Origin of the sequence: Cyanobium sp. Candia 9D4 (assembly GCF_024346155.1) — a bacterium.
GTDB lineage: Bacteria > Cyanobacteriota > Cyanobacteriia > PCC-6307 > Cyanobiaceae > Cyanobium > Cyanobium minutissimum.
Window position 1 is genome coordinate 666,783 of record NZ_JAGQCK010000001.1, and the last position, 23,089, is coordinate 689,871.

The window sequence follows — 23,089 nt, forward strand, 5'->3', positions numbered from 1 at the left end:
CTGGCGGAGGCTTCGGGCTCGATAGGATTCGCCGGACTGTGGTCGCTGCTATGAGCGTCGTTCGCGATCTGATCCTCCAGGCCGATGATCAGCTCCGCTATCCCACCGGCGGCGAGTTGCGCACGATGGTGGAATTCCTCAGCGGCGGAGCCCGCCGGCTGAGTGTCGTCAGGGTGCTGACCGACAACGAGAAGAAGATCATCGCCGAAGCCTCCAAGCAGCTGTTCCTGCGCAAGCCGGAGTACGTGGCCCCCGGTGGCAATGCCTTTGGCCAGAAACAACGGGCCCAGTGCCTGCGGGACTACAGCTGGTATCTGCGGCTGGTCACCTACGGAATCCTGGCCGGCAGCACCGAGCTGATCCAGCAGATCGGCGTGGTGGGTGCCCGCGAGATGTACAACAGCCTGGGTGTGCCCCTGCCCGGGATGGTCGAGGCCATGCGCACCCTCAAGGAGGCGGCCCTGGTGTTGCTCGGTGGCGACGAAGCCGCCCTCGCCGGTCCCTACTTCGACTACCTGATCCAGGGCCTGCAGACCTCCACCTGAATCGGTCCGTCAGTCTCATTCGGGTCCAGGCGCTGGTCCGACGCTGGTTCCAGCATGAGATGCTCAAGCAGCATCAGCCTCCCACCCCGTCACCGACGTGACGGGGTTTTTTGTGGGGACGCCCGCGATGGAGCCGATGGTCCGCCTAAGACGCATCAAGAACGTCTGTGGGCCGGCGGAGCCACGCCATAGGTCTCAGATAAGACCCAGTGCTAGTCCAGGGCTGGGCCCCGAACCAGCCAGTTGCGACGCCAGGAACGGCGGTGGCGCCGGTTCCTTGATGGCTGCGCCGTTCGCGGTGCAGGTGCCGACGGCATTCCTTCGCGGCTGGGCGACGACCCGCTCGAAGGGGAGTCCGCCCCAGCGCGCGGGGGCCAGGTCCGACGACAGTTCCGCAGTCGTCGCAGCCGGGTCTCGCATCGGGTCCAGGAGCAACTCTCGCCCGAGACTCTTGGTGCACAGGGTGCACGGTTCGGGGTGCAGGGTCCTGCATGCGGATGGACGACCCCTTGGGGATGGCTCTCCCCCTGGGGGCTTGGGCGGCTTCTGAGGCGAGCGACCGCCTCCGGCCTTGATTCAGCCTGCGTATCTGTGTCAAAGACAGATACGCAGAGATTTGAAAGCCAGCTGGGATCTGCCTTATCAGCTTCTGTCCAATCCATGGACAGAACGACGGTACTCCACTCGCAACCCCTGGACATCCCCCGGCTTCGCTGTCAGATGGGCGTTGAGCGCCCATGGCGTCGATGGGGACGTCCCATTGCTGGTGACAGCTCAAATCGACGAAAAAAAGCGGTATCGCCGCACCCATCCGGGTCCAGCTATGGGACCAGGTAATAGTCTCATCGGCGCCGTCTCGGACTGGGGCGCGCCTGGCAGCCGAACCCATCAGTCCGCCCTTCGCCTCTGTGTCGCATAACTAGACCAGTAAAGAGTCCCAGATGGGACTGCCGGTCCACTGGCTAGGGGTCCGGCCGTTCGCCTCGGCGGGTCAGCGCTCGTTCGCGGCCCCCTGCCGGTAGAGCTCCTTGAGCAGCTGGTAGGCCTCGTTGAGGCGCCGCATCGCCTCCACCGAGCCGCCGGCATCGGGATGGTGGCTCTGGGCCATCTCCCGGTACGCCTCGCGGATCTGGGCCAGGGTCAGGCGCTGGCCGGGATCGGTCGGCAACTGCAGCAGCCGCAGGGCCCCGTGCAGGGTCATGGTGTGCTCCAGGGTCTGGAAGGAGGTGCCCCGGCGACGGCGGCGGAAACGGTGCACGAAGCGGCGGATCAGGGTGGGAATCCGCAGGCTCAGGGTCGATCCACTGAACGGGTCCTCCAGCACGCCGGCGGTCACCATCACCCGCTCGAACGTCGGCGGTCCATCGCTCCAGCCGGGAACGAACTGCTGCATCACCTGGCAGGCCGCCGACCAGGTGAAGCTGCGGCCCTCGCTCTGGTCGGACTGGGGCCAGATCTCCTGGCCCAGCCAGAGCATGGCCGCCTCCAGCACCGCCGCCCCGGCCGGCGATCCATAGAGCGTGCGCCAGTGGTTGCCGGCCTCCTCCATCGCCTGCTGCACCACCTCGCTGCCGAGGGGCGGCAGGGGGGTCAGGGGCAGGGGCGCGGCAGCCTGCGACACCGTCGGCCGCAGACTGCGCTTGAGCACATCGGAGCGGCGCCGCACGAAGCCGGGCAGATCGATCCCCCCACCCGATGGCTGGGGGCGCGGGGCCTGCTCCTGCGGAGCCTCCCACTGGAATTCCGCCTGCAGGGTGTCCATCGCCCCCCGTCCCACCAGCACCAGGGCCCCCTGTTCCTCCAGGTCCTGCCGCTCCTCGTCGTGGTGCGGGCGCGACCGGCCCTCCAGCGCCAGGCCATGGCCCCCTCCGCCATCACCCTCACGATCCCCCTCGCCCTCGCCATCCCCGTCGTCGCCGGAGCCGAACAGGTCATCCAGCAGCCGTTCGAGCACATCGCCCCGGCTGCGGATGCCCCACTCCCGCCGCAGATGGTCCAGGTGGGCCACCAGCTCCCGGGTGAGGTCGAGGCTGATCCGTTGGCGCCCGTCATTCGACTTCTCAGCCACGGCAGCCCTCCATCGGTGCTGGGATCGCGGGCATCGGACGGCTGGTCAGGGTCCCCGCTGGTCCCGCAGGAACTGCTGCTGGGCCTCCACGGCCTCGCGGTAGCGATCAACCAGCGTCCCGCCGCCGGCGGCGGTGCCCGAGCGGCTGCGCATCGGCGTGATCATCGGGGACGGGGCCAGCACGCCGCGGTTGGAGGAGGGCAGCGGCGGCGGCGGGGTCAGCCAGCCCGGGGCCGGTGCCGGGCGGAGGATCTGGGACGGCGGCACCAGGGGTCCGGTGCCACCGGTGGGTGCCGGGGCGATCGTGGCGGCGGGCGGCACGATGGTGACCGCCGGAGGGGCGACCGGCGGCGGGGCCGGGCGGACGGTGGCCCCGGCCCGGGCCAGCTCCAGCTGCCGCTCCCGCTCCTGGACCATGGCCAGCTGGCTGGCGCTCACCACGCTCAGCAGGTGGCCGGGGGTGGCATCGGCCGGGTAGACGAGGCTGACCCGTACGGGGTTGACGACCCCGGGGGTCAGGTCGATCTGGCCCAGGGAGAGGCTCTGCCCGGAGCGCAGACCCACATGCACCTCCCGCATGCCGGCGGGGGTCTGGATCTGGATTGAACCGCGGAAGGCCGTGAACGGCTGGCCGCCGATGAGGGTGGGGTGGCTCATCACCAGCTCATAGGGGCCGTTGCCCTTGAGATTCAGGTCGACGTCGAAGCGAACCCCATAGGTGCCGACGTTGTCGAGGGACGAATCGACCATGCGGCTGGCCAGGGCGTTGACCTGCACGTCCCGGGTGCCGAAATGGTGCCGGTCGGTGCTGGTGAAGGGCACGTGCAGCGGCCCCTTGACGTCGAGGTCGTGGCTGATCGAGGCCTGGTAGGCATCGCCGAGGGCCACGCCGCCCACGCGGGAGAAGATCCGCCGGTTGTGGATGTCGTTGATCCGACTGAGATACACCCGGCCGGGGGCCAGGCGGCCCTCATCCAGCACTGCCAGCACGTCCCTGTCGGAATCGGGAGTCTTGGCGGCCACCACGGCGATCTGGAAGGGGCCGTCGCTGCGGCCGCGCAGCAGGGCGTTGGCGATGCCGAGGGCGGGGAGATCGGTCTGGAACAGCACGATGCGGCTGCGGGCCGGGATCGTGATCTCATCGGTCAGACGGCTGTCCAGCCGGCCGCGCAGCATCTGGACGGCGGTGGCATCACCAGGGCCGGTGTTCCAGGGACGGGGACCCAGGGGCTTGACCCCCATCAGATTGTTGGCGAGGTAAGGGGCCTCGAAGCTGTTCCGCACCGCCCCCTTGGAGAAGCGGATGTGGACAGGACGCTGGCCCGGATTGATCAGGATGGCCGCCAGGGTCAGTTCAGCCCGTCGCGTGCCAGGGGCGATCGAGCGGCGGTTGGGGGGGAAGTACTTGTGGTGCAGGTGCATGCCGAATTCCCCGTTGAAGGTGTATTCGGCATTGCGCAGGGGTTGCCCGGTCTCGGCGGCGTAGGCATAGCCGGGCGCGGTGTTGATCAGGATCCCCGGCCCCTCGACCTCCTCGGGCTGGTTGGAGTGCAGCACCGGCACGTTGTTGAAGGTGCCGTTCAGCGGTCGGGCCTTCTGACCCGCCATCAGGGCCACGTAGGCGTGGGCGGGCTGCGCCAGCACGAGGCCCAGACCCAGCGTCAGCCAGACACCGATGGGACCAATGGGGGAAACTGATCTCAAATTGCGACAGGCTGGTGGTGTGGGTGGCCAGAGGACGGTAAGGCGGGATGCGACCGTCCCAACCGATGGGGGGTGCGAGGACCTGGGCAGCCCCGGATGGAACGACGGGCTCGCTAGAACGGACCCACTCTGCAGATTTTGTCATGATTCCTCCCTTCGGGTACTGCTCCGGGTCGGAGTCCGGAGCCAGCGCCCTGCGGCGGTATCAGGAACGCAAGCTGCGCCTGCTGAGCTTCTGGCGCGATGGCATCGAGCGCCAGCTGGCCGCGATGAACGCCGCCATCAGCACCCTGGAGCAGCAGATGCACCGCGATCAGGCTGATCACCAGGGGTGAGTCCGCGGGCGTCCAGCTCCCGCCGCAGCTGCTCCAGCCCTTTGTGCAGCAGGCGTTTCACCGTCATCGGGCTGACGTCCATCTGGCGCCCGAGGCGGCGGTAGCTCCAGCCCGCCAGAACCACCTGGCGCACCACCAGCTTGGTGCGGGGATCGAGAAGCCCCAGCAGCATCGCCGCCGACGGTCCGGGTTCCTCCTGGCGGCAGGGCTCGCTGGCCGTCTGGGAGGCCACGGCCTCCACCAGGCAGGGATCATCCAGGTTGGCGGGCCTGGCCAGCAGCCGCTGCAGCTCCAGCCGTTGCCACTCCGCCGGGGTGACGCCCAGGGTGCCGCTGAGCAGGGTGATTCCCCGGCCGGGATCCGCCAGCAGGATGGGGTGGCGGCTGAGTCGGTTGAACCGTTCCTGCAGTTCCGCCTGGCGCCGCGGCAGTCGCACCATCGGGGCCGCATCCCGCAGGTAGTGGAGGATGGCCCCCCGGATGTGGGGCCTGGCGAAGGCCTCGAACGGGGTGCGGAGGTCCTCGTTGAACAGTTCGGCGGCCCGGATCAGCCCCAGCAGCCCCACCTGGAGCAGGTCTTCGAAGGATTCCCGGCTGCACCGGGCGTAGTGCAGCGCCAGGGGGCGGACCACGGCCCGGTACTGCTCCACCCGCCGGTTGCGGCGGGCGGCGGCGGCGGGAAGGGTCTGGCGGCAGGAGGGGGAAGGGGCCATGGTCGTGGGGCCTGGACGTCGGCGATGTCGGGACAAGCGGGGCGTGCCGTGGCGCCGATGAGGGCTGGCGGTGCGCTCCTTTTCCAGAGAGGGCCAGGGGGCCCGAAACGCACAACCGTGAAACCACGGAAGTTTGCCGTCGGCTTCAGGACCGCGGGGCGGCCACGTCCTCCAGCAGGGCCCAGGGACCGTGGCGCTCCAGCCAGGCCCTGTCGGAGCCTTCGGTGATCAGCAGGAAGCCGGCGAAGCCCAGGGCATTGACGCTGAAGCCGGCCCCGTGCTCCCGCACTCGCCGCACGGTCAGGAACCAGTCGTCGTCGAACAGCAGGTTGTAGGGGTGCAGGGGCTCGCTGTCGCGGCCCGGCTCCCCCAGCTCCAGATCCCGGGCATGGGCGTGGTACAGATCCGCCAGATCGGACCCGCCCAGGGGATCGCTGCGCCGGCTGAGGCGGTAGGCCCAGCACCAGGCGGGCGTCCCCGTCTCGAGCTGCTCCAGGAACAGCGGCGCCAGGGGGCAGCTGGGCTCACCGGGGCGGCGTGGCAGCAGCTGCAGATGGCGATGGGGCTGGCTGGCGCCGGAGCGGGCGCCGCTGTTGAAGAACCACAGCCCGCCGGTGTCCCGGCCCACCTCCGCCACCGCCTGCCAGTCGCAGGCCTCGATCCAGCCGGCCTGGGGGCGCCAGTCCCGGGTGATCACCAGCAGGTGCGCCTCCTGCACCGGGTACTTGTTCAACAGCAGCACGTGGGCAGGCTCGAGCAGCTCCACCTGCAGGGGCCGGTCCCAGGGCAGGAAGGGATTGGGCCGGGGCCCCCCCTGGCGCAGGTGCCGGGGCGTGGAGGAGAGCAGCTCGCGGACGACGAAGGGCTCGATGCCGGGGACCGGCAGGAGGCGCGTATCGAGGGGCACCAGAGCCCCCTGGCGCCGGGCCCGTTCCGTCACCTCAAGGGCCCGCTGCCAATGGCGCTCAGCTCGCACCGGCCTGCAGTCGGGCCAGGGAGGCGCCCCGGTAGTAGCGCCCGAGGATCTCGTTGTACCGGAGTCCCTGCTCCGCCAGATCCTGGGCACCGTGCTGGCTCATGCTGGCCCCCAGGTGACCGTGGGCCTCCTGGGTGATGCGGTTGGTGGCCGCGTAGAGGCTTTCGACGATGCCCCCCTGGTAGCTGAGGATCACCCCGGAGGTGCTGGCGGTGGCCTGGCGGGTGCGGGCGGTGACGCTGCCCAGGCCCCGGTAGGCCTGCCAGCGGGTGGTGTCGCCCAGGTGCCAGTGGGCACTGGCCGGACGGGCCATGTGGGCCATGGCGTAGGACCGGGCCGCCACGGCCTGGGCCTTGAGGGCCTCCATGTTCCAGCTGCTGGGCATTTCGGCGCCCACCACCGAGCTGATGTAGCGCTCCAGGGAAACGTGGTTCACCAGCTGGAGGCCCTGGGATCCGCGCAGCACCCTCAGGCGGCCTTCGTAGGGACGCCCGTCCACCTGCAGGACGTGGTCGGACCCTGTTTCCAACCAGACCTCGGCCCGTCCGGCCATGGCCGTCGCCAGGTCGGGGGCGTCAGCGGCACCTCCCTCCTGGACGGGGCGCCCGTCCCGGTCGACCAGCCGCCAGTAGCCGGTGGCACCGAGCCGGGGGGAGGGGGAGGCGCCCAGAAGGGCCACCCGGATCTCGAGGGGGACCTCCGCGCCGGCCTCCGGCTCCACCAGGGCCGGGTCGGGATCGCTCAGGCTGGTGCGCTGGGCCTGCAGGGACGCCGCCGCCAGCAGATCGCTGTCCGGAGCACCGCTGGCCCCGGTGTCCGCCTGGGAGACCTTCCGGGGCTGGGCGATCAGGGCCTCCAGGAGGTCGGGATCGGAGCGGGAGGCCCCCGCCGGGATCAGTTCCTGGGCAGCGAAACCGGCCCCCACCGCCACGATGGCCAAGGGGGCGGTGAGCAGGATCGGGTGGCGGCGACACCCCTGCAAGAGTCGCCGGCCGGTGGCGCGGAAAGCGGCGATGGCGGCCGTGACGTGCCGGCTCACGGCGGAGATCCACAAAGGGGTCCATGGATCATGCCGGAGAATCCGTCTCCGTCGCCGCCCCGCGCAGGACGGTCGCCCCATTGCACAGCGCCCCAGCCCTGTCGTTCAGGCGGCCGCTTCGGCCCGCAGGTCGCGCTGCATCAGCTCCTGCACGGCCTGGCGGGCCTCCAGCTCGCCCGCCAGCAGGCGCACCACCTGCCCGCAGATGGGCAGTTGCCAGCCCTCCCGCACCGCCAGGGCGAGGGTGGCCCGGGCGGTGCGGGGCCCCTCCACGGTGGCGCCGATCCTGGCCAGGGCGGTGGCTTCATCGCAGCCCTCGGCCAGCAGGCTGCCGAAGCGGTAATTGCGGCTGAGGCTGCTGTTGGCCGTGGCCAGCAGGTCCCCCAGGCCCGCCAGGCCGTAGAGCGTGGTGGGCTGGCCGCCGAGGGCCTGGAGCACGACGGCGATCTCCGCCAGACCCCGGCAGAGCAGGGAGGCCTTGGCGTTCGCCCCCAGGCCCAGGCCGTCACTGATGCCGGCGGCCAGGGCGATCACGTTCTTGAGGGCCCCCGCCGCCTCGGTGCCGATCGGATCGGCGTTCGTGTACAGCCGCAGGTGCGGGGTCCGCAACTGCTCCTGCAGCCGGCGGGCCAGTGCCGGGTCGTCGCTGCTGAGCACGCTCGCGGCGGGCAGGCCCCGCTCGAGCTCCTCGGCCAGATTCGGACCGCTCAGCACCGCCAGCGGCAGCGCCGGCAGGTGGCTGCGCCAGAGCTGGCTGGCGGTGCAGAGGCTGTCGAGGTCGATGCCCTTGCTGCAGCTCAGCAGCGGCAGGCCCTGCGGCCAGTGCCCCCGCAGGCCCAGGCCCAGGGGGGTGACCCCCACCATCGACACGGCCACCACCACCAGATCGCAGTCCTGCAGCAGGGCCACCGGGTCTCCCCCATCCCGCCGCGACCAGCTGCGGAGCTCATGCCCCTGGCGCTCCCAGAGCCGCAGCAACGTGCCGCCCCAGGCACCCCGACCCAGCACGGTGATGCGCAGACTCATGGACCGACGCGCGGGGCGGATCCCCGGATGGCCCTGCCATCATGCGCCATCCCCCTGCCCGCCATGACGACCGCCACCCACCCCTACTGGCACGACTGGGAGGGCCAGGCCCTGATCGTGGGTCCGGGGGGCATCGGCCGGGCGCTGGCGGCCGAGCTGGCCCGGCGGGCGCCGGGACTGCGGATCCGCAGCGCCGGCCGCCGCGACGCGGACATCCGACTCGATCTGGCCGATGACGCCAGCCTGGCCGCGCTGGCCGCCTCTGCCGCCGACGCGCTCGCCCCCCTCCGGGTCGTGATCAACACCGCCGGGCTGCTGCACGACGGCCCCCTGCAACCGGAGAAGCGCCTCTCCCAGGTGAACCGCCAGGCCCTGGAGCGCAGCTTCGCCGTCAACGCCTTCGGGCCCCTGCTGCTCGCCCAGGCGGTCGAAGCCGCCCTGCCGCGCGACCGGCCGGTGCACTTCGCCAGCCTGTCGGCCCGGGTGGGCAGCATCGGCGACAACCGCCTCGGCGGCTGGTACGCCTACCGGGCCGCCAAGGCGGCCCAGAACCAGCTGTTGCGCACCCTGGCGATCGAATGGCAGCGCCGGCTCCCTTTGGCCTGCGTGACCCTGCTCCATCCCGGCACCACCGCCACCCCGCTCTCGGCCCCCTTCGGCCGCTCCGTGCCGCCCACGGCCCTGTTCAGCCCGGAGCGGGCCGCCGGCCACCTGCTTGATGTGCTGGAGGGCCAGACGCCCGCCGGCAGCGGCGCCTTCCTCGCCTGGGACGGCCAGCCGGTGCCCTGGTGAGGCACCGGCTGGCGGGTGTCGCTCAGGCGGCGTGGCTGCGCAGGACGTCCAGGGGGATCACCTCCAGGGTGGAGAGGGCGGAGCTCTCCAGCCGCACGGGCGGGGCCATGCCGTCTTCGTAAGCCTCCAGCCAGCGGGCGGCGCAGACGCACCAGTGATCCCCGGGGCGGAGGCCGGGGAAGTTGTAGGCCGGCATCGGCGTCGACAGGTCGTTGCCCTGGGCGCGGCTGTAGGTGAGAAACGACTCGTTCACCACGCAGCAGACCGTGTGCCGGCCGAGATCACCGGGGTCGGCATGGCAGTAGCCGTCCCTGAACCATCCGGTGAGGGGCGCACAGCCACACTCCTGCAGCGGTTCTCCCAGCACGTTGCGGCTTTCGGCAGGGGGCTGCGGGGCGGAGGCGACCAAGGCCGGAGCGGTGCAGGAACGGGGAGAGTCTGACGGAGGACTGGCACAAATTGCCCCCAGGAGGTTGACGAATTCCGGGGGAGAGGGGTTAAAGGTCTTTCAGCACGACCCCCTTCATGAGCTGGGATTTCACCGAGGATGCGGCCTTCCTGGCCCTCTGCGACGCCTACAAGGAAAGCGGTGAGCCCTCCGCCATGGAGTTTCTGGCCCATGGCGAGGGTGCCTTCCATTTCCAGGAGCTCACCCAGAACGCCGCGGGGGAAGGCATCGACCTGAGCGACTCCGACGCCCTCGACACCTTCCAGCAGGACGTGATCGACAGCCTGGAGGAGCTCTGCAGCTGAGCTCCGCCTTCGCATGGGCCTTGGCCGCTTCCCCCCCGGCCGGCCCTCAGCCGTAGAAGAAGGCGATCTCCTTGTCCTTGAGGCCCTCCCAGCCCGCTTCCCGCAGCCGCTGATCGAGGGTGAGCCGATCCATGTGTTTGGCGCCGGTGCGGACGATGCGGTTGCGCATCGACTTCTTCACGCCGCTGCGGGCCCGGCGGCTCTCCAGTTCCATGACTTCGCCGTAGAGGGCGAGCATGGCGGCCGGGATCGGGGAGCCGTCCAGATCCACGCCCGCCGCGATGGCGTCATCAACGCCGCCGGGTCCTGCGATGGCCATGGCCAGGGATGCGAAGGGTCAGCAAAGCCTGCCATGGCCGGTCCCCAGGAGGAGCCTGAGAAGGGCCTCAGGCGCTGAAGTACCGGGCCTGGCTGTGCAGGGCCACCAGGGCGGTGGTGCTCTGCTCCGGCTCCAGCTGGTCGCTTTCGTCCATCGTCAGGCCGATGCGGTCGGCGCCCAGCCAGGCGAGCTGCTGACGGGAGTCGGCCACGTTCGGGCAGGCGGGATAGCCGAAGGAGTAGCGGCTGCCCCGGTAGCGCTGGGCCAGCACGTCCCGCAGGGCCGTGGGCTCGTCGGCGGCGAATCCCATCTCCCGGCGGATGCGGGCATGGGTCCATTCGGCCAGGGCCTCCGCCATCTGGACCGCCAGGCCGTGGAAATAGAGGTAGTCGCTGTAGCGATCGGCCCGGAAGAGCTCCTGGGCGAAGCTGGTGGCCCCTTCGCCCATGGTGACGGCCTGCATCGGCAGCACGTCCGCCGGCCGCTGGCTGCCGTCGGGAGCCGTCTCCAGGTCGCGGTAGAAGTCGGCGATGCAGTAGCGGTTGCCGCTGCGCTGGCGCGGCAGGGCAAAGCGCCCCAGCTCGCCGCCGCCGCCGGTGGCCGGATCCCCGTCGGCCATCGCAGAAGGATCGAACACCACCAGCTCATTGCCGGTGCGGCCGCAGGGGAAGTAGCCGTAGGCCACCCGGGGGGTGAGCAGGCCCTCCTGGCGGCAGCGGCCGAGCCACTCCTGCAGCACCGGTTCCGCCTTCTCGGCGAGCATCGCCTCGTAGTCCTGTCGGCTCTGCTGCTGGGTCTTGCGCAGCTGCCACTGGCCGGCGAAGAGGGCGTTGCGATCCAGGTAGGCGAACACCTCGTCGAGGTCGATCCCGGCCTCGGTGAGCACCCGGGTGCCCCAGAAGGGGGGCGCGAGGGCCGGTTCGGCCGGCACCGCCGCGGAGCGTTCGTCGCTGGGGGCCGCCCCTGTCCCAGCTGGCACCGCCTCATCCGTCCCGGGCTCGGCCGGCGCCGGAGCCGCTCCAGGCTCCACGGACGCCTCGACTGCATCGGCGGCCGCTGCCCCGGAGGCGGGCTCAGCCAGCCCCAGGCCCTCGGGAGCGCCGTCGAGGAAACCCTGGTGGTCGTCCCAGCGGCCGGCCGCCTTGGCCTCCATCAGGGCATCCATGAAGCGCAGATCGGCGAAGGCGTCCCGGCCGTAGATCACCTGGCCCCGGTAGGCCGCTCGGCAGTCGCCGTTGACGAACCGCGGTGTCAGCGCCGCTCCGCCGAGGATGACGGGAACGGAGATGCCGACCTCGTTGAAGGTTTCGAGATTGTCCTTCATGAAGGCGGTGGACTTCACCAGCAGGCCGCTCATGGCGATGCAGTCGGCGCCGTGCTGCCGCTGGGCCTCGACGATCGCGTCGACGCTCTGCTTGATGCCCAGATTCACCACCTCATAGCCATTGTTGGTGAGGATGATGTCCACCAGGTTCTTGCCGATGTCGTGAACGTCCCCCTTGACGGTGGCGATCAGAAACTTGCCCTTGCTGCTGGATTCGCCCTCCTGCCGTTCCATGTGCGGTTCGAGGAAGGCCACGGCCGCCTTCATGGTTTCGGCGCTCTGCAGCACGAAGGGCAATTGCATCTGCCCGGAGCCGAACAGTTCGCCCACCACCTTCATGCCATCGAGCAGGAAGGTGTTGATGATCTTCAGGGGCGGATGTTCCGCCAGGGCCTCCTGCAGGGCGGGCTCCAGGCCGATGCGTTCGCCGTCGATGATGTGCTGCTTGAGCCGCTCCTCCAGGGGCAGGTCGGCCAGCGATGGCCCGGAGGCCCGGGCCTCCTTGGCGCTCACCCCCTCGAATTCGCTGGTCAGCAGGGTGAGGGGGTCGTGGACGCAGATGCCGTCCTCGAAACGACGCCGGTCGTGGATCAGGTCGCGGCAGATCTGCTGATGCTCCTCGCTGATCTTCGCCAGGGGGAGGATCTTGGCCGGGCTGACGATTGCCGCATCCATGCCCGCGGCGCAGCAGTCGTGCAGGAACACCGAATTGAGCACGATGCGGGCGGCCGGTGACAGCCCGAAACTGACGTTGCTGACCCCCAGCACCACATGGACGCCGGGAAGGTCCCGGCGGATCCGGCGGATCGCCTCGATCGTGGCGGCCGCGTTGGCCCGGTCCTCCTCGATGCCGGTGGAGATGGGCAGGGCGAGGGGGTCGTAGAAGATCTCATGGGCCGGCAGGCCGAATTCCAGGGCATCCCGGTAGGCCCGCTGGGCGATGGCGAACTTGCGCTCGGCGGTGCGGGCCATGCCCTCCTCGTCGATCGTGCCCACCACCACGCCGGCGCCATAGTCCCGGGCCAGTTCGAGCACCTTGAAGAAGCGCTCGTCGCCGTCCTCGTAGTTGGTGGAGTTGAGGATGCACTTGCCGCCGGCCACCTTGAGGCCGGCCTCCATCTTCTGCCACTCGGTGGAATCGAGCATCAGCGGCAGGTTGACATTGGTGACCAGGCGGCTCACGAGATCGTGCATGTCCTTCACCCCGTCGCGCCCCACGTAGTCGACGTTCACATCGAGCACGTGGGCGTTCTCCTTCACCTGGCCCCGGGCCACCGCCACCAGGCCGTCCCAGTCCTCGGCGTTGAGCAGTTCGCGCACCTTCTTCGAGCCGCTGGCATTGAGCCGCTCGCCGATGATCAGGAAGGAGTTGTCCTGGAAGTAGGGGGTGACGCCATAGATCGAGGCCACCGCCGGCTCGTAGTGGAGCGGCGGCCTCTGCAGACGCTGCCGGGGCAGCCGCACCTCGCGGGGGGCCGGCTTCAGACCGGCGGCGAGATCCGCCAGGGCGCCGATGTGGGCCGGGGTGGTGCCGCAGCAGCCACCGATCACCTGCACCCCCAGATCCTCGACGAAATGCATCAGCTGCATCCGCATCTCGGTGGGGGTGAGCCGGTAGTGGGCCACGCCGCCGACGTTCTCCGGCAGCCCCGCGTTGGGGATGCAGCTCACCACAAACGGACTGTGCTGGCTGAGGTAGCGGATGTGCTCCTTCATCTGCTCCGGGCCGGTGGCGCAGTTGAGGCCGAGCACATCGATCGGAAACGGCTCCAGGATCGCCACGACGGCGGCGATGTCGGAACCCACCAGCATGGTGCCGGTGGTCTCCATGGTCACCGAGACCATCAGGGGCCGCCGCTCCCCGGCGGCGCTGAAGGCCTCCTCGATGCCCTGCAGGGCCGCCTTGATCTGCAGCACGTCCTGGCAGGTCTCGACGATGAACAGGTCGACGTCACCGGCGATCAGGCCTGCGGCCTGCTCGCGGAACGAGGCCTTCATCGTGTCGAAGTCGATGTGGCCGAGGGTGGGCAGTTTGGTGGTGGGTCCCATCGAGCCGGCCACGAAGCGGGGCTTCTCCGGCGTGCTGTAGGCGGCGGCCATCTCGCGGGCCAGTTCGGCGGCCCGGCGGTTGATGGCGAAGGCCTGGTCCTCCAGTCCGTACTCGGCCAGCACGATCGAGGCGGCCCCGAAGGTGTCGGTTTCGATCACGTCGCAACCCACCTCCAGGAACTGGCGATGCACCGCCTGGACCGCATCGGGCCGGGTGAAGACCAGGTTCTCGTTGCAGCCCTCCAGGGCCGCGCCACCGAAATCGGCTGCCGTCAGGTTCATCTCCTGCAGAGACGTGCCCGTGGCGCCGTCGAAGACGAGCACCGGCCGGGTGGGACCGTGCAGCCAGTCGAGAAAGCCGATGCGGTCGGTGGGGTGGTGGATGGCGGCGGTGACGACCATCAGGCGTCGATGCGGATGCGGGTGACCCAGTGGTCATAGGAGGGATCACGGCCCTCCGTGATCGCTGTCAGGCGGTCGCGCAGACGCTCCATCACCGGGCGGTGGCTGGAGAGGTCGGTGGACTCGATCCGGCGCACCGGGGTGACCCGGGCGGCGGTGCCGCTGAGGAACACCTCGTCGGCGATCATCAGTTCGGTCTTGTCGACGGCCCGCTCGAGCACGGGGATGTCCATCGAGCGGGCCAGCTCCATGATGCTGGCCCGGGTGATGCCCTCGAGGATGTCCTGATCGACGCCCGGGGTGATCAGCACGCCGTCCCGGACGATGAACAGGTTCATGCCGCTGGCCTCGCTCACCTTGCCGCGGCTGTTGAGCAGCAGGGCCTCATCGAAGCCGCTCTTGACGGCTTCCGTCTTGGCCAGGGAGCTGGTGATGTAGGCGCCGCTGATCTTGCCCCTCAGGGGCAGGGAGCGGTCCTCCTGGCGGCACCAGCTGCTGATCCGGCAGCTCACCCCCTCGGGGGAGAGATAGTCGCCCATCTCGATGCCGTAGATGAGGAAGTCCGTCTGGATGTTGTGCAGCCGCGGGGCGATGCCCAGGTCGCTGGTGTAAACAAAGGGCCGCAGGTAGATCGGGCAGGTGGGCCGGTTGGCCTGCAGAAAGGCGTGGATGGCGTTGTGGATCGTCTCCTCCGGCAGTTCCGTCAGCAGCAGCCGGGCGCTCTGGCTGAGGCGGCGGGCATGGCGATCGGCGCGGAACAGCAGGATCTCGTTGTTGTCGGCGGGGTTGGGGAGGGCCCGCATGCCGCCGAAGGCGCCCGTGCCGTAATGCAGCGCATGGGTGGCCACCGAGAGGGTGGCCTCGGCGAAGGGGACGCATTGTCCGCCGAACCAGGCATAGGGCAGGAACTGGTGCATGGAAGGCGGTGGCGACGATGCGATCTTCTCATCGCGTTCGGCAGGATGGGGCCATGCATCGACTCGCGTCCATCGCCGGGGACAGGACGGAGGACGACGGCGGCCTCTTCGTGGAGCAGCCAGCGGCGCCGGTGGTGCTGCTCAGCAGTGCCGACACGGATCTGCTGGCGGTGGCCCAGCTGCTCGCGGCCGAGCCGGAGCTGCTGCCCGGGGAGCTGCGGGCCCTGAACCTCTCGGCCCTGCAGCACCCGGCGGTGATCGACCACTACGTGGCCACCAGCCTGGCCAGCACCCGGCTGGTGGTGGTGCGGCTGCTGGGGGGAAGGGGCCACTGGAGCTACGGGCTGGAGTGCCTGCGGCAGTGGGCCGCCGCCGCAGAGGGCCGCCAGCTGCTGGTGCTGGCCGGCACCGCCGAGGAGGAGCGGGCCCTGGCCTGCCTCGGCAACCTCGACGGTCCGCTGGCGTCGGCCTGTGCGGCCTGCCTGCGGGAGGGGGGGGCGGCCAACCTGCGCCTGCTGCTGCGGACCCTGGCCGGCCTGCTGGCCGGCGAATCACCCGAGCCCCCATGGCCCGTCCCGGCCGCCGATCCCCTCCCCCACGACTGGCGTGATGAGCCCGGCTCCCGGGTGGGGGTGATCCTCTACCGGGCCCTCTGGCAGGCGGGGGATCTGGCCCTGATGGAGGCGCTGCTGGAGGCCCTGCGCGCCCGGGGGCTGGCGCCGCGGGCCCTGTGGGTGAGCAGCCTTCGGGATGGGGCCGTGCAGCGGGGGGTGGGCGATCTGCTGGCCCGGGAGGGGGCGGAGGCGGTGCTCTGCGGCACGGGTTTCGCCTCGGTGTCGTTCGAGGAGGCGGGGCTGGGGGCGCCCCTGTGGGAACGGCTGGGGGTGCCGGTGCTGCAGGTGCTCTGCAGCGGCCGCAGCCGCGACGCCTGGCGCTCCAGCAGCATCGGCCTGGCCCCCCTGGACCTCAGCCTCCAGGTGGCCCTGCCGGAGCTGGACGGGCGCCTCACCACCCGGGTGGGGGCCTTCAAGGAATGGAGCGCCACCAGCGACAGCCTGGCCACGGCCCTGCACCGTTACGTACCCGACCGGGAGCGCCTCGACTGGATCGTCCGCCTTACCGCCGCCTGGATCGACCTGCGCCGCACCCCGGCCGCCGGGCGCCGCGTGGCCCTGGTGCTGGCCAACTACCCCAACCGCAACAGTCGCCTGGCCAACGGCGTCGGCCTCGACACCCCGGCCAGTGCCGCCCTGATGCTGGGCTGGCTGGCGGAGGCCGGCTACGACCTGGGGGCGGCCGTGGATCTGCCGAACGACGGCGATGTCCTCATCCACCGGCTGCTGGAGGGCCGCAGCAACGATCCGGAGAGCGGCCACCGTCCCCCCCTGGACCACCTGCCCCTCGCCACCTACCAGGCCTGGTATGCCACCCTGCCGCCGGAGGGCCGCCAGCGGCTGGAGGCGGTCTGGGGGCCGCCCGAGGCCGACGCGGGCCTGGAGCCGGCGGTGCTGGCCGACGGGGTCATGGGCCCGGCGTTCCCGGTGCGCGGGCTGCGGTTCGGCCGGGTGCTGCTGCTGATCCAGCCCGAGCGCGGCTACGACCGGGATCCCAGCCTCAGCTACCACAGCCCTGATCTGCCCCCCACCCACGCCTACCTGGCCCAGTACCTCTGGCTGCGCCAGGGCTTCGGCGCCCAGGCGGTGGTGCACGTGGGCAAGCACGGCAACCTGGAATGGCTGCCCGGCAAGGGGCTGGGGCTGTCCCAGGACTGCTTCCCCGAGTGGGCCCTCGGCCCCCTGCCGCACCTCTATCCGTTCATCGTCAACGACCCGGGCGAGGGCAGCCAGGCCAAGCGCCGTGCCCAGGCCGTGATCCTCGACCACCTGACCCCTCCCCTGGGTCGGGCCGGGCTGCACGGTGATCTGCAGGGCCTGGAGGCCCTGCTGGATGAGTACTGGGAGGCGCGCCAGCTGGGCAGCGCCCGGGCCCCGCTGCTGCGGGAGCGCCTGGGCCAGCGGCTGCTGGAGCTGCAGCTGCCCGCCACGGCCCAACCGGATCTGGACGGCCAGCTGGAGGCGGCTGACGGCTACCTCTGCGAGCTCAAGGAGGCCCAGATCCGCCTCGGCCTGCACACCTTCGGCACCCTGCCGGCGCCGGCCAGGCTGGCGGAACTGCTGCTGTGCCTGGCGCGGGCGCCCCAGGCGGGGGTGCCGGGTCTCACCCAGGCCCTGGCCCTCGATCTGGGCCTGGATCTGGACCCCTGGTCCGATCCGGAGGAGGCGCCCCTCTCCGCTGCCGACCGCGGCCGCCTCACCGCCCTCCGGGGGAGCGGCCCCCGGCTGCGCCATGCCGGCGACGGGGTGGCCCTGCTGGAGGCTTGCGCCCTGGGGCTGGTGGAGGCGGAGCTGGGCGGAGCCCCCGGGAGAGCGGCGGTGGCGCCGGAGACGCCCGTGGTGCCTGGGGTGCCCGTTGTGCCGGGGTCGGCCACCAAACGGGCGCTGGGGCACCTGCGCCGGGCGCTGCTGCCGCCCCTGCTGGCCTGCGGCGCGGCGGAGCGGCAGTCCCTGCTCACCGGCCTGGCCGGGGGCCGCATCGCCGCCGGACCTTCGGGGGCGCCCACCCGCGGGCGGCCGGACCTGCTGCCGACGGGGCGCAACTTCTACAGCGTCGATCTGCGTGGTCTGCCGACGGAGGCCGCCTGGGACCTGGGACGGCGCAGCGCCGAACTGCTGCTGCAGCTCCATCTCCAGGAGGAGGGGGACGACCTGCGCAGCCTGGCCCTCTCGGTCTGGGGCACCGCCACCATGCGCAACGGCGGTGAGGACATCGGCCAGGCCCTGGCCCTGATGGGCGTGCGCCCCGTCTGGGATGGCCCCACCCGCCGGCTGGTGGACGTGGAGGTGATTCCCCTGCGCCTGCTCGGCCGGCCGCGGGTGGATGTGACCCTGCGCATCTCCGGCCTGTTCCGTGATGCCTTTCCCCAGCTGGTGGGCTGGTTCAACCGGGCCACCCGCCTGGTGGCCGGCCTCGACGAGGCCCCCGAAGACAACCCCCTGGCGGCCTCGGCCCGGCAGGAGGGTCATGGGGGGCGCATCTACGGCTCAGCGCCCGGGGCCTACGGGGCCGGGCTGCAGGGCCTGATCGACAGCGGCCACTGGGAGGAGCGCGGTGACCTGGGCGAGGCGTTCCTGAACTGGAGCGCCTGGCGCTACGACGGTGATCCGGGCGACACCGCCGGCGGCGGCGCCATCGAGGCCAGGGCGGATCGGGCCGGGCTGGAACGGCGCCTGGCCTCGGTGCAGGTGGTGCTGCACAACCAGGACAACCGGGAGCATGACCTGCTCGATTCCGACGACTACTACCAGTTCCAGGGGGGGCTGAGCGCCGCCGCCGAGACGCTCCAGGGCCGGGCCCCCGCCCTCTGGTTCGGCGACCACTCCCGCAGCCAGCGCCCCCGGCTGCACCGGCTTGAGCGCGAGTTCGACAAGGTGCTGCGCTCCCGGCTGCTGAATCCCCGCTGGATCGCCGCCATGCAGGAGCACGGCTACAAGGGCGGCTTCGAGATGGCCGCCAGCCTCGATTACCTGTTCGCCTACGACGCCAGCACGGGGCGCGTCCCTGACTGGGGCTACGGCGCCATCAGCGCCGCCTGGCTGGAGGACGGGGCCGTGCGGGCGTTCCTGGGACGCGCCAACCCCTGGGCCCTGCGGGACATGGCCGAGCGGCTTCTCGAGGCGCACCATCGCGGCCTCTGGGACGGGGCCGATCCGGAGCGGCTGGAGCGGCTGCGGCAGCTGGTGCTGGAGAGCGAGAGCCTGGTGGAGCAGCGCTGAACCAGGCTCCCGGCAGCGCTGGGATCAGAGCTCCAGATCCCTCACCATGGAGCGGAACGGATCGGTGGTGCCGGGCTTGGCCGGCGCCTGGGAGCCTGCGGGCTGGCCCTGGGCCTCGGCCTCCTTCTGCTGCTTGGCCGCCGCCGGACCACCGGGCAGGTTGGTGGGGGTGACCGCCGCCCCCTTCATGCGCTGGCCGAGCTCGGCGGCGCTCATCTGCTGGGCGAAGGTCTTCTTGACGGGCTTGGGGATGCCGCCGGTGAGGTTGACCGACCCCTTCTCGGTGGGCTGGACGCCGGCCAGACCGGGGGTCATCTTCTCGACCCGGGCCTCCATCGAGGCCACCTCCGCCACCATCTCCTTGTCACCCGGGCTGTCGGCGTTGCCGGGGAAGGTGTGGCGGATCGTGTTGGACCGCTTCATGAACTTGACATCCCCGAGGCTGCTGGAGGCCTCGGGATCGAGGAAGAAGGTCTCGGCCTTGGGTTTGGCCTTGGCGGCAGCCTCGGGCTTGCTCACCGAAGCGGCACGGGAACCGAACAGACGATCGAACAGACCCATCGACGCAAGGAGGAAGGTGTCAGCAAACCCTAGCGGCCGCGGAGCACCAGCCCATGGGTATCCGTACCACAACTCATCAGAAGACCCCGACGCTCCAGGTCGGCGGCGATCGCGTCGCACACCAGCGGCGTCGGCTGCCAGCGGCTCTGCATGGCGTAGTCGTACCAGACCTCGGCGCCGTCGAAGCCCAGATCCGCCGCCGCCGCGATCAGGCGCTGGTGGGGCAGCCGGTAGCGGGCGGGGTGGGCCAGCAGCACCAGGCCCCCGGCCGCGCGGATCGCCGTCACCACCGCCTCGGCCCGCAGGGCCGGCCCCACCACGGAGGTGCCCTGCAGGTAGGGGTGGAGGGAGGGGTGCTCCTCGGCGAAGCCCAGCCCGAGCACATGGACCAGGCAGCCCTCCAGCAGGCAGCTGATCTCCACCCCGCGCCAGAGGGTGGGGGTGGCCGCCCCCCGGCGGCGGTGGTCCTCCAGGGCGGCGCTGATGGCGCCATGGGCCGCCAGGCCGTGGTGGTCGGTGACGGCCAGGTGCTCCAGGCCGATGGCCACGGCCTCGGCCGCCAGATCCTGGGGATGGAGGCTGCCGTCGCTGCAGATCGTGTGGCAGTGGAAGTTGAACCGGTCCGGGCAGCTGTCAGCCCGCACCTGGCGCAGCACCGGGGTCAGGGGATGGGCGAGAGCCTCAGGCCGCAGCACCACCGCTCTCCTGCTGGGCCAGCCGTTCGGCGCGCAGCCGCCGCCAGCGGGCATAGAACTGGATCGAGCCGGCCATGAACACCACCAGGGCCACCAGGAACCAGGTGGCGGCACCGGTGGGGAACTGGGCCTTGAAGACCACCAGCATCACCACCAGCACCAGCATCAGGGTGGGGAGTTCGTTGAGAGCGCGCAGCTGGCGGCCGCTCCAATGGCATTCGCCGCGCTGCAGCTGGCCCATCAGCCGGTAGCAGAGGTGGTGGTAGACGAGCAGGCCCGCCACGACGGCCAGCTTGGCGTGCATCCAGGCCTGCTTCAACCAGGCCGGTTCCACCAGCAGCAGACCCACGGCCATGGTCACAGCCACCACCATGCCCGGGGTGGTGATGATGTTGGCCAGACGTCGCTCCATCAGCCCGTACTGCTCCTCGAAGGCCTGGCGAACAGGCAGCTCCAGCTCGGCGGCCTCCCGGTGGTAGATGAACAGGCGCACCAGGTAGAACAGCCCGGCAAACCACACCACCACCCCGACAATGTGGAGCGTCTTGAACCAGAGGTAGGCCTCGGGGGGCCAGGTCAAGGCGAGGGTCAGGGGCAGGGACAGCGTCATGTCAGGGCCCGGGGAAGCGCTTTGCGCGGCGGACCGCCAAGTTAGTCGCCGCCGGGTGGGCGGCGGCGAAGCTCAGCCCTCCCCCACCAGGCGGCAGCAGCGGCGGGCCACGGCGGCGCTGTAGGCCCGGTCCACGGGCCCCAGCCGCGGACTGATGGCGCCATCGCGGCAATCCACCACGATCCGTTCCCGCCGGCTCTCCTGGTCGCTGACCCGCAGCCTCAGCTGCCAGTGGTGCTTGGCGCTGCGGCTGATCTCGTCCCCGCAGACCGGACCGACGCACAGGCCCGGAGACGCCACCACCGGCGCCGGAACCAACGGCAGCATCAGCAGGGCCATCAGCAGGCCAGCCCAGACCCCCGCTCCCCAGGCGCGCACGGCTGGCCTCATCCCGCCAGCTCCAGGGGTTCCCCCTGGGGGGCCTCGGCCTCATCGGCCCCGTCCATGGGGGGGTGGAAGTGCTCCCACACCTGCCGGGCCAGGGCCGGCCCCATGCCGGGGACGGCGGCGATCTGCTCGGGGCTGGCCAGCTGGATGGCGTCGATGGAGCGGAAGTGGGCCAGCAGGTCCTTGACGCGCTTGGGGCCCAGGCCGGCGATGTCGCTGAGGCGGGAGCGCTTCATCCGCTCCCCCCGCTGCTGACGGTGGAAGCTGACGGCGAAGCGGTGGGCCTCGTCCCGCAGGCGCCGCAGCAGCACCACCCCCAGCTGGTCGGCCTCGGTGTCGAGGGGCTGGCTGGCGCCGGGCAGGAACACCTCCTCCCGCTGCTTGGCCAGGGAGCACACCGTGAGCTCCTCGTGCAGGTCAAGCTCCCGCAGGGCCTCCATCACCGCCGACAGCTGCCCCTTGCCGCCATCGATCATCACCACGTCGGGCCAGTCGCTGAGGCCATCGGTGTGCAGGGCCGAGGCGCCGGCCTTCCGCAGGGCGCCCAGGTCGGCCCCCTCCGCCTTCGCCTGCGACCAGCGCCGGAAGCGCCGTCGCATGATCTCCGCCATGGCCATGAAGTCATCGGAGTGGCCGGCGCGGATGCTGCTGCTGCGGATCCGGTACTTGCGGTAGTGCTGCTTGGCCGGCAGGCCGTCGATGAACACCACCTGGGAAGCCACCGCATCGCTGCCCTGGATGTGGCTGATGTCGTAACCCTCGATCCGGCGCGGCGGCACCGGCAGCTCCAGCAGCTGGGCCAGGTCCTCGGTGGCCAGCAGCTGCTGCTCCGCCCCCCGCTGGGCCCGGGCCAGCTCGAATCCGGCGTTGCGCTCCACCAGCTCGATCAGATCCGCCTTCTGGCGCCGCTGGGGCACGGCGAGCCGCACCTTGCGGCCCCGCCGTTCCGCCAGCCAGTCGCCGATCAGCTCCTGCGCCGGCAGCGGGTGCTGCAGCAGCAACTCGGGCGGGATCTCCACCGGGTCCACCTGGCTGTAGTGCTCCTCGACCACCCGCTGCAGCACCTCCGCCGGGGTGGCGATCGCCGCGTCGGCGGTGTAGCCCAGGCGCCCCACCAGCTTGCCGGCGCGCATCTGGAAGATCTGCACGGCCGCCACCCGCTCGTCCGACGCCAGGGCGATCACATCGCGGCTGATGGAACTGTCCCCCAGGCTCATCTTCTGGTCGGCGGTGAGCAGGTCGAGGCCCTGCAGCTGGTCGCGCACCCGGGCGGCGGCCTCGAAGTCGAGCCGCTCGGCATAGCGCTCCATCTGCTGCCGCAGCAGGTCCAGCAGTTCATCGTTGCGGCCCTGGAACACCATCGCCACCTTGCGCAGGATGCGGTGGTACTCCTCGGAGCCGATCTTCTCCTGGCAGACCCCGGGGCAGCGGCCGATGTCGTAGTTGAGGCAGGTGCGGTCGCGGTAGAGGGGCTGGGGCCGCTGGCGCAGCGGAAACACCCGCTTGACCACGGCCAGGGTGCGGCGCAGCAGGCCCACATCCACGTAGGGCCCGTAGAAGCGGTCGAGGGGGCTGCGCAGCCGGCGGCGGCGGGTGATGAAGATGCGGGGGTAGGCCTCGCTCCAGGTGATGCAGAGGTAGGGGTACTTCTTGTCGTCCTTGAGCAGGACGTTGAAGTGGGGCTGGTGGTTCTTGATCAGGTTCGACTCGAGCGCCAGCGCCTCCGCCTCGCTGTCGGTGACGATGAACTCGATCTCGCAGACCTGGCGCACCATCAGGGCGATGCGCGGGCTGATGTCGTGGGAGTCGCGGAAGTAGCTGCGCACCCGCGCCCGCAGGCTCTTCGACTTGCCGATGTAGAGGATGCGGTCGCTCGCATCCCGCATCAGGTAGCAGCCGGGCTCCGCCGGCAGCTCCCGCAGCCGGGCCGAGAGCCGCTCGCGCTGCAGCAGCAGCGGCCCGACGACGTCACCGCCCGAATGGCCGCTCGGCGTGCCATCCGGAGTGCCGACCGGAGTCGCAACCGGTTCAGCCATGGCGGA

At 70.9% G+C, this 23,089-nt stretch carries 20 protein-coding genes; 5 read left to right on the forward strand and 15 right to left on the reverse strand.

Going from position 1 to position 23,089, the window contains the following annotated elements; translation table 11 throughout:
* Positions 1-50 precede the first annotated feature (50 nt).
* On the forward strand, positions 51-545 hold the full coding sequence (locus tag KBZ08_RS03325) for an allophycocyanin subunit alpha-B (protein WP_106219991.1): 495 nt from the start codon (positions 51-53) through the stop codon (positions 543-545).
* Positions 546-1,536: 991 nt separating this feature from the next.
* On the opposite strand, the gene KBZ08_RS03330 is transcribed toward KBZ08_RS03325, so the two are convergent.
* Together KBZ08_RS03330 and KBZ08_RS03335 are read right to left on the reverse strand one after the other, a co-directional pair.
* Positions 1,537-2,613: a J domain-containing protein gene (locus KBZ08_RS03330; protein WP_254971333.1), complete on the reverse strand. Its 1,077-nt coding sequence runs from the start codon at positions 2,611-2,613 to the stop codon at positions 1,537-1,539.
* Positions 2,614-2,658: 45 nt separating this feature from the next.
* On the reverse strand, positions 2,659-4,317 hold the full coding sequence (locus KBZ08_RS03335; RefSeq protein WP_254971335.1) for a DUF3370 family protein: 1,659 nt from the start codon (positions 4,315-4,317) through the stop codon (positions 2,659-2,661).
* A 143-nt stretch (positions 4,318-4,460) separates the two neighbouring features.
* Between KBZ08_RS03335 and KBZ08_RS03340 the strand changes: the two genes are divergently transcribed.
* Positions 4,461-4,652 (forward strand): sigma factor SigF, encoded by a 192-nt coding sequence (locus KBZ08_RS03340; protein ID WP_106219994.1) that lies wholly within the window; start codon positions 4,461-4,463, stop codon positions 4,650-4,652.
* Here KBZ08_RS03340 and KBZ08_RS03345 read toward each other — a convergent pair.
* The 4 genes from KBZ08_RS03345 to KBZ08_RS03360 form a co-directional block, all read right to left on the reverse strand.
* Positions 4,600-5,364 (reverse strand): sigma-70 family RNA polymerase sigma factor, encoded by a 765-nt coding sequence (locus tag KBZ08_RS03345; RefSeq protein ID WP_254971336.1) that lies wholly within the window; start codon positions 5,362-5,364, stop codon positions 4,600-4,602. The two genes, KBZ08_RS03340 and KBZ08_RS03345, sit on opposite strands and share 53 nt — an antisense overlap.
* A gap of 145 nt (positions 5,365-5,509) precedes the next feature.
* Entirely contained in the window at positions 5,510-6,340 is an 831-nt protein-coding gene (locus KBZ08_RS03350) for a DUF4922 domain-containing protein (RefSeq protein WP_254971337.1), read from the reverse strand.
* Positions 6,330-7,379, reverse strand: coding sequence for a SpoIID/LytB domain-containing protein (locus KBZ08_RS03355; protein WP_254971339.1), 1,050 nt, complete (start codon positions 7,377-7,379; stop codon positions 6,330-6,332). The genes KBZ08_RS03350 and KBZ08_RS03355 overlap by 11 nt, the downstream gene beginning before the upstream one ends.
* Before the next feature lie 105 nt (positions 7,380-7,484).
* Positions 7,485-8,405 carry an NAD(P)H-dependent glycerol-3-phosphate dehydrogenase gene (locus KBZ08_RS03360; RefSeq protein ID WP_254971342.1) on the reverse strand — a complete coding sequence of 307 codons (921 nt, stop codon included), beginning with the start codon at positions 8,403-8,405 and terminating at the stop codon, positions 7,485-7,487.
* A 63-nt stretch (positions 8,406-8,468) separates the two neighbouring features.
* Here KBZ08_RS03360 and KBZ08_RS03365 point away from each other — a divergent pair, with 63 nt between their 5' ends.
* On the forward strand, positions 8,469-9,197 hold the full coding sequence (locus KBZ08_RS03365) for an SDR family NAD(P)-dependent oxidoreductase (RefSeq protein ID WP_254971344.1): 729 nt from the start codon (positions 8,469-8,471) through the stop codon (positions 9,195-9,197).
* Between the two features lie 22 nt (positions 9,198-9,219).
* Here the strand turns inward: KBZ08_RS03365 and KBZ08_RS03370 are convergent, their stop codons facing one another.
* Positions 9,220-9,606 carry a DUF2237 family protein gene (locus KBZ08_RS03370; RefSeq protein WP_106219999.1) on the reverse strand — a complete coding sequence of 129 codons (387 nt, stop codon included), beginning with the start codon at positions 9,604-9,606 and terminating at the stop codon, positions 9,220-9,222.
* Positions 9,607-9,722: 116 nt separating this feature from the next.
* Here KBZ08_RS03370 and KBZ08_RS03375 point away from each other — a divergent pair, with 116 nt between their 5' ends.
* Positions 9,723-9,950 (forward strand): hypothetical protein, encoded by a 228-nt coding sequence (locus tag KBZ08_RS03375; protein ID WP_106220000.1) that lies wholly within the window; start codon positions 9,723-9,725, stop codon positions 9,948-9,950.
* A 46-nt stretch (positions 9,951-9,996) separates the two neighbouring features.
* Here KBZ08_RS03375 and KBZ08_RS03380 read toward each other — a convergent pair whose 3' ends face one another.
* From KBZ08_RS03380 to KBZ08_RS03390, 3 genes are all read right to left on the reverse strand, one after another.
* On the reverse strand, positions 9,997-10,269 hold the full coding sequence (locus KBZ08_RS03380; RefSeq protein WP_106220001.1) for a DUF4090 family protein: 273 nt from the start codon (positions 10,267-10,269) through the stop codon (positions 9,997-9,999).
* A gap of 67 nt (positions 10,270-10,336) precedes the next feature.
* Complete coding sequence (gene metH / locus KBZ08_RS03385) at positions 10,337-14,044, reverse strand: methionine synthase (protein WP_254971352.1); 3,708 nt, start codon at positions 14,042-14,044, stop codon at positions 10,337-10,339.
* Complete coding sequence (locus tag KBZ08_RS03390) at positions 14,044-14,961, reverse strand: branched-chain amino acid transaminase (RefSeq protein ID WP_094584571.1); 918 nt, start codon at positions 14,959-14,961, stop codon at positions 14,044-14,046. Before KBZ08_RS03390 ends, metH begins: the two co-directional genes overlap by 1 nt.
* A gap of 53 nt (positions 14,962-15,014) precedes the next feature.
* Between KBZ08_RS03390 and cobN the strand changes: the two genes are divergently transcribed.
* Positions 15,015-18,794, forward strand: a complete 3,780-nt coding sequence (gene cobN, locus KBZ08_RS03395) for a cobaltochelatase subunit CobN (protein WP_254971354.1) — start codon at positions 15,015-15,017, stop codon at positions 18,792-18,794.
* Between the two features lie 24 nt (positions 18,795-18,818).
* Here cobN and KBZ08_RS03400 read toward each other — a convergent pair whose 3' ends face one another.
* From KBZ08_RS03400 to uvrC, 5 genes are all read right to left on the reverse strand, one after another.
* The gene (locus KBZ08_RS03400) at positions 18,819-19,355 is read right to left on the reverse strand and encodes a hypothetical protein (protein WP_106220004.1); all 537 of its coding nucleotides are present in this window, start codon (positions 19,353-19,355) and stop codon (positions 18,819-18,821) included.
* A 29-nt stretch (positions 19,356-19,384) separates the two neighbouring features.
* Positions 19,385-20,050 carry a PHP domain-containing protein gene (locus KBZ08_RS03405; RefSeq protein WP_106220215.1) on the reverse strand — a complete coding sequence of 222 codons (666 nt, stop codon included), beginning with the start codon at positions 20,048-20,050 and terminating at the stop codon, positions 19,385-19,387.
* Entirely contained in the window at positions 20,037-20,660 is a 624-nt protein-coding gene (hemJ, locus tag KBZ08_RS03410; protein WP_254971356.1) for a protoporphyrinogen oxidase HemJ, read from the reverse strand. Before hemJ ends, KBZ08_RS03405 begins: the two co-directional genes overlap by 14 nt.
* 72 nt (positions 20,661-20,732) lie before the next feature.
* A complete protein-coding gene (locus KBZ08_RS03415) occupies positions 20,733-21,050 on the reverse strand; it encodes a hypothetical protein (RefSeq protein ID WP_254971358.1) in 318 nt (105 codons plus the stop codon).
* Positions 21,047-23,083, reverse strand: coding sequence for an excinuclease ABC subunit UvrC (gene uvrC, locus KBZ08_RS03420; RefSeq protein ID WP_254971361.1), 2,037 nt, complete (start codon positions 23,081-23,083; stop codon positions 21,047-21,049). The genes KBZ08_RS03415 and uvrC overlap by 4 nt, the downstream gene beginning before the upstream one ends.
* Between the last annotated feature and the right edge of the window lie 6 nt (positions 23,084-23,089).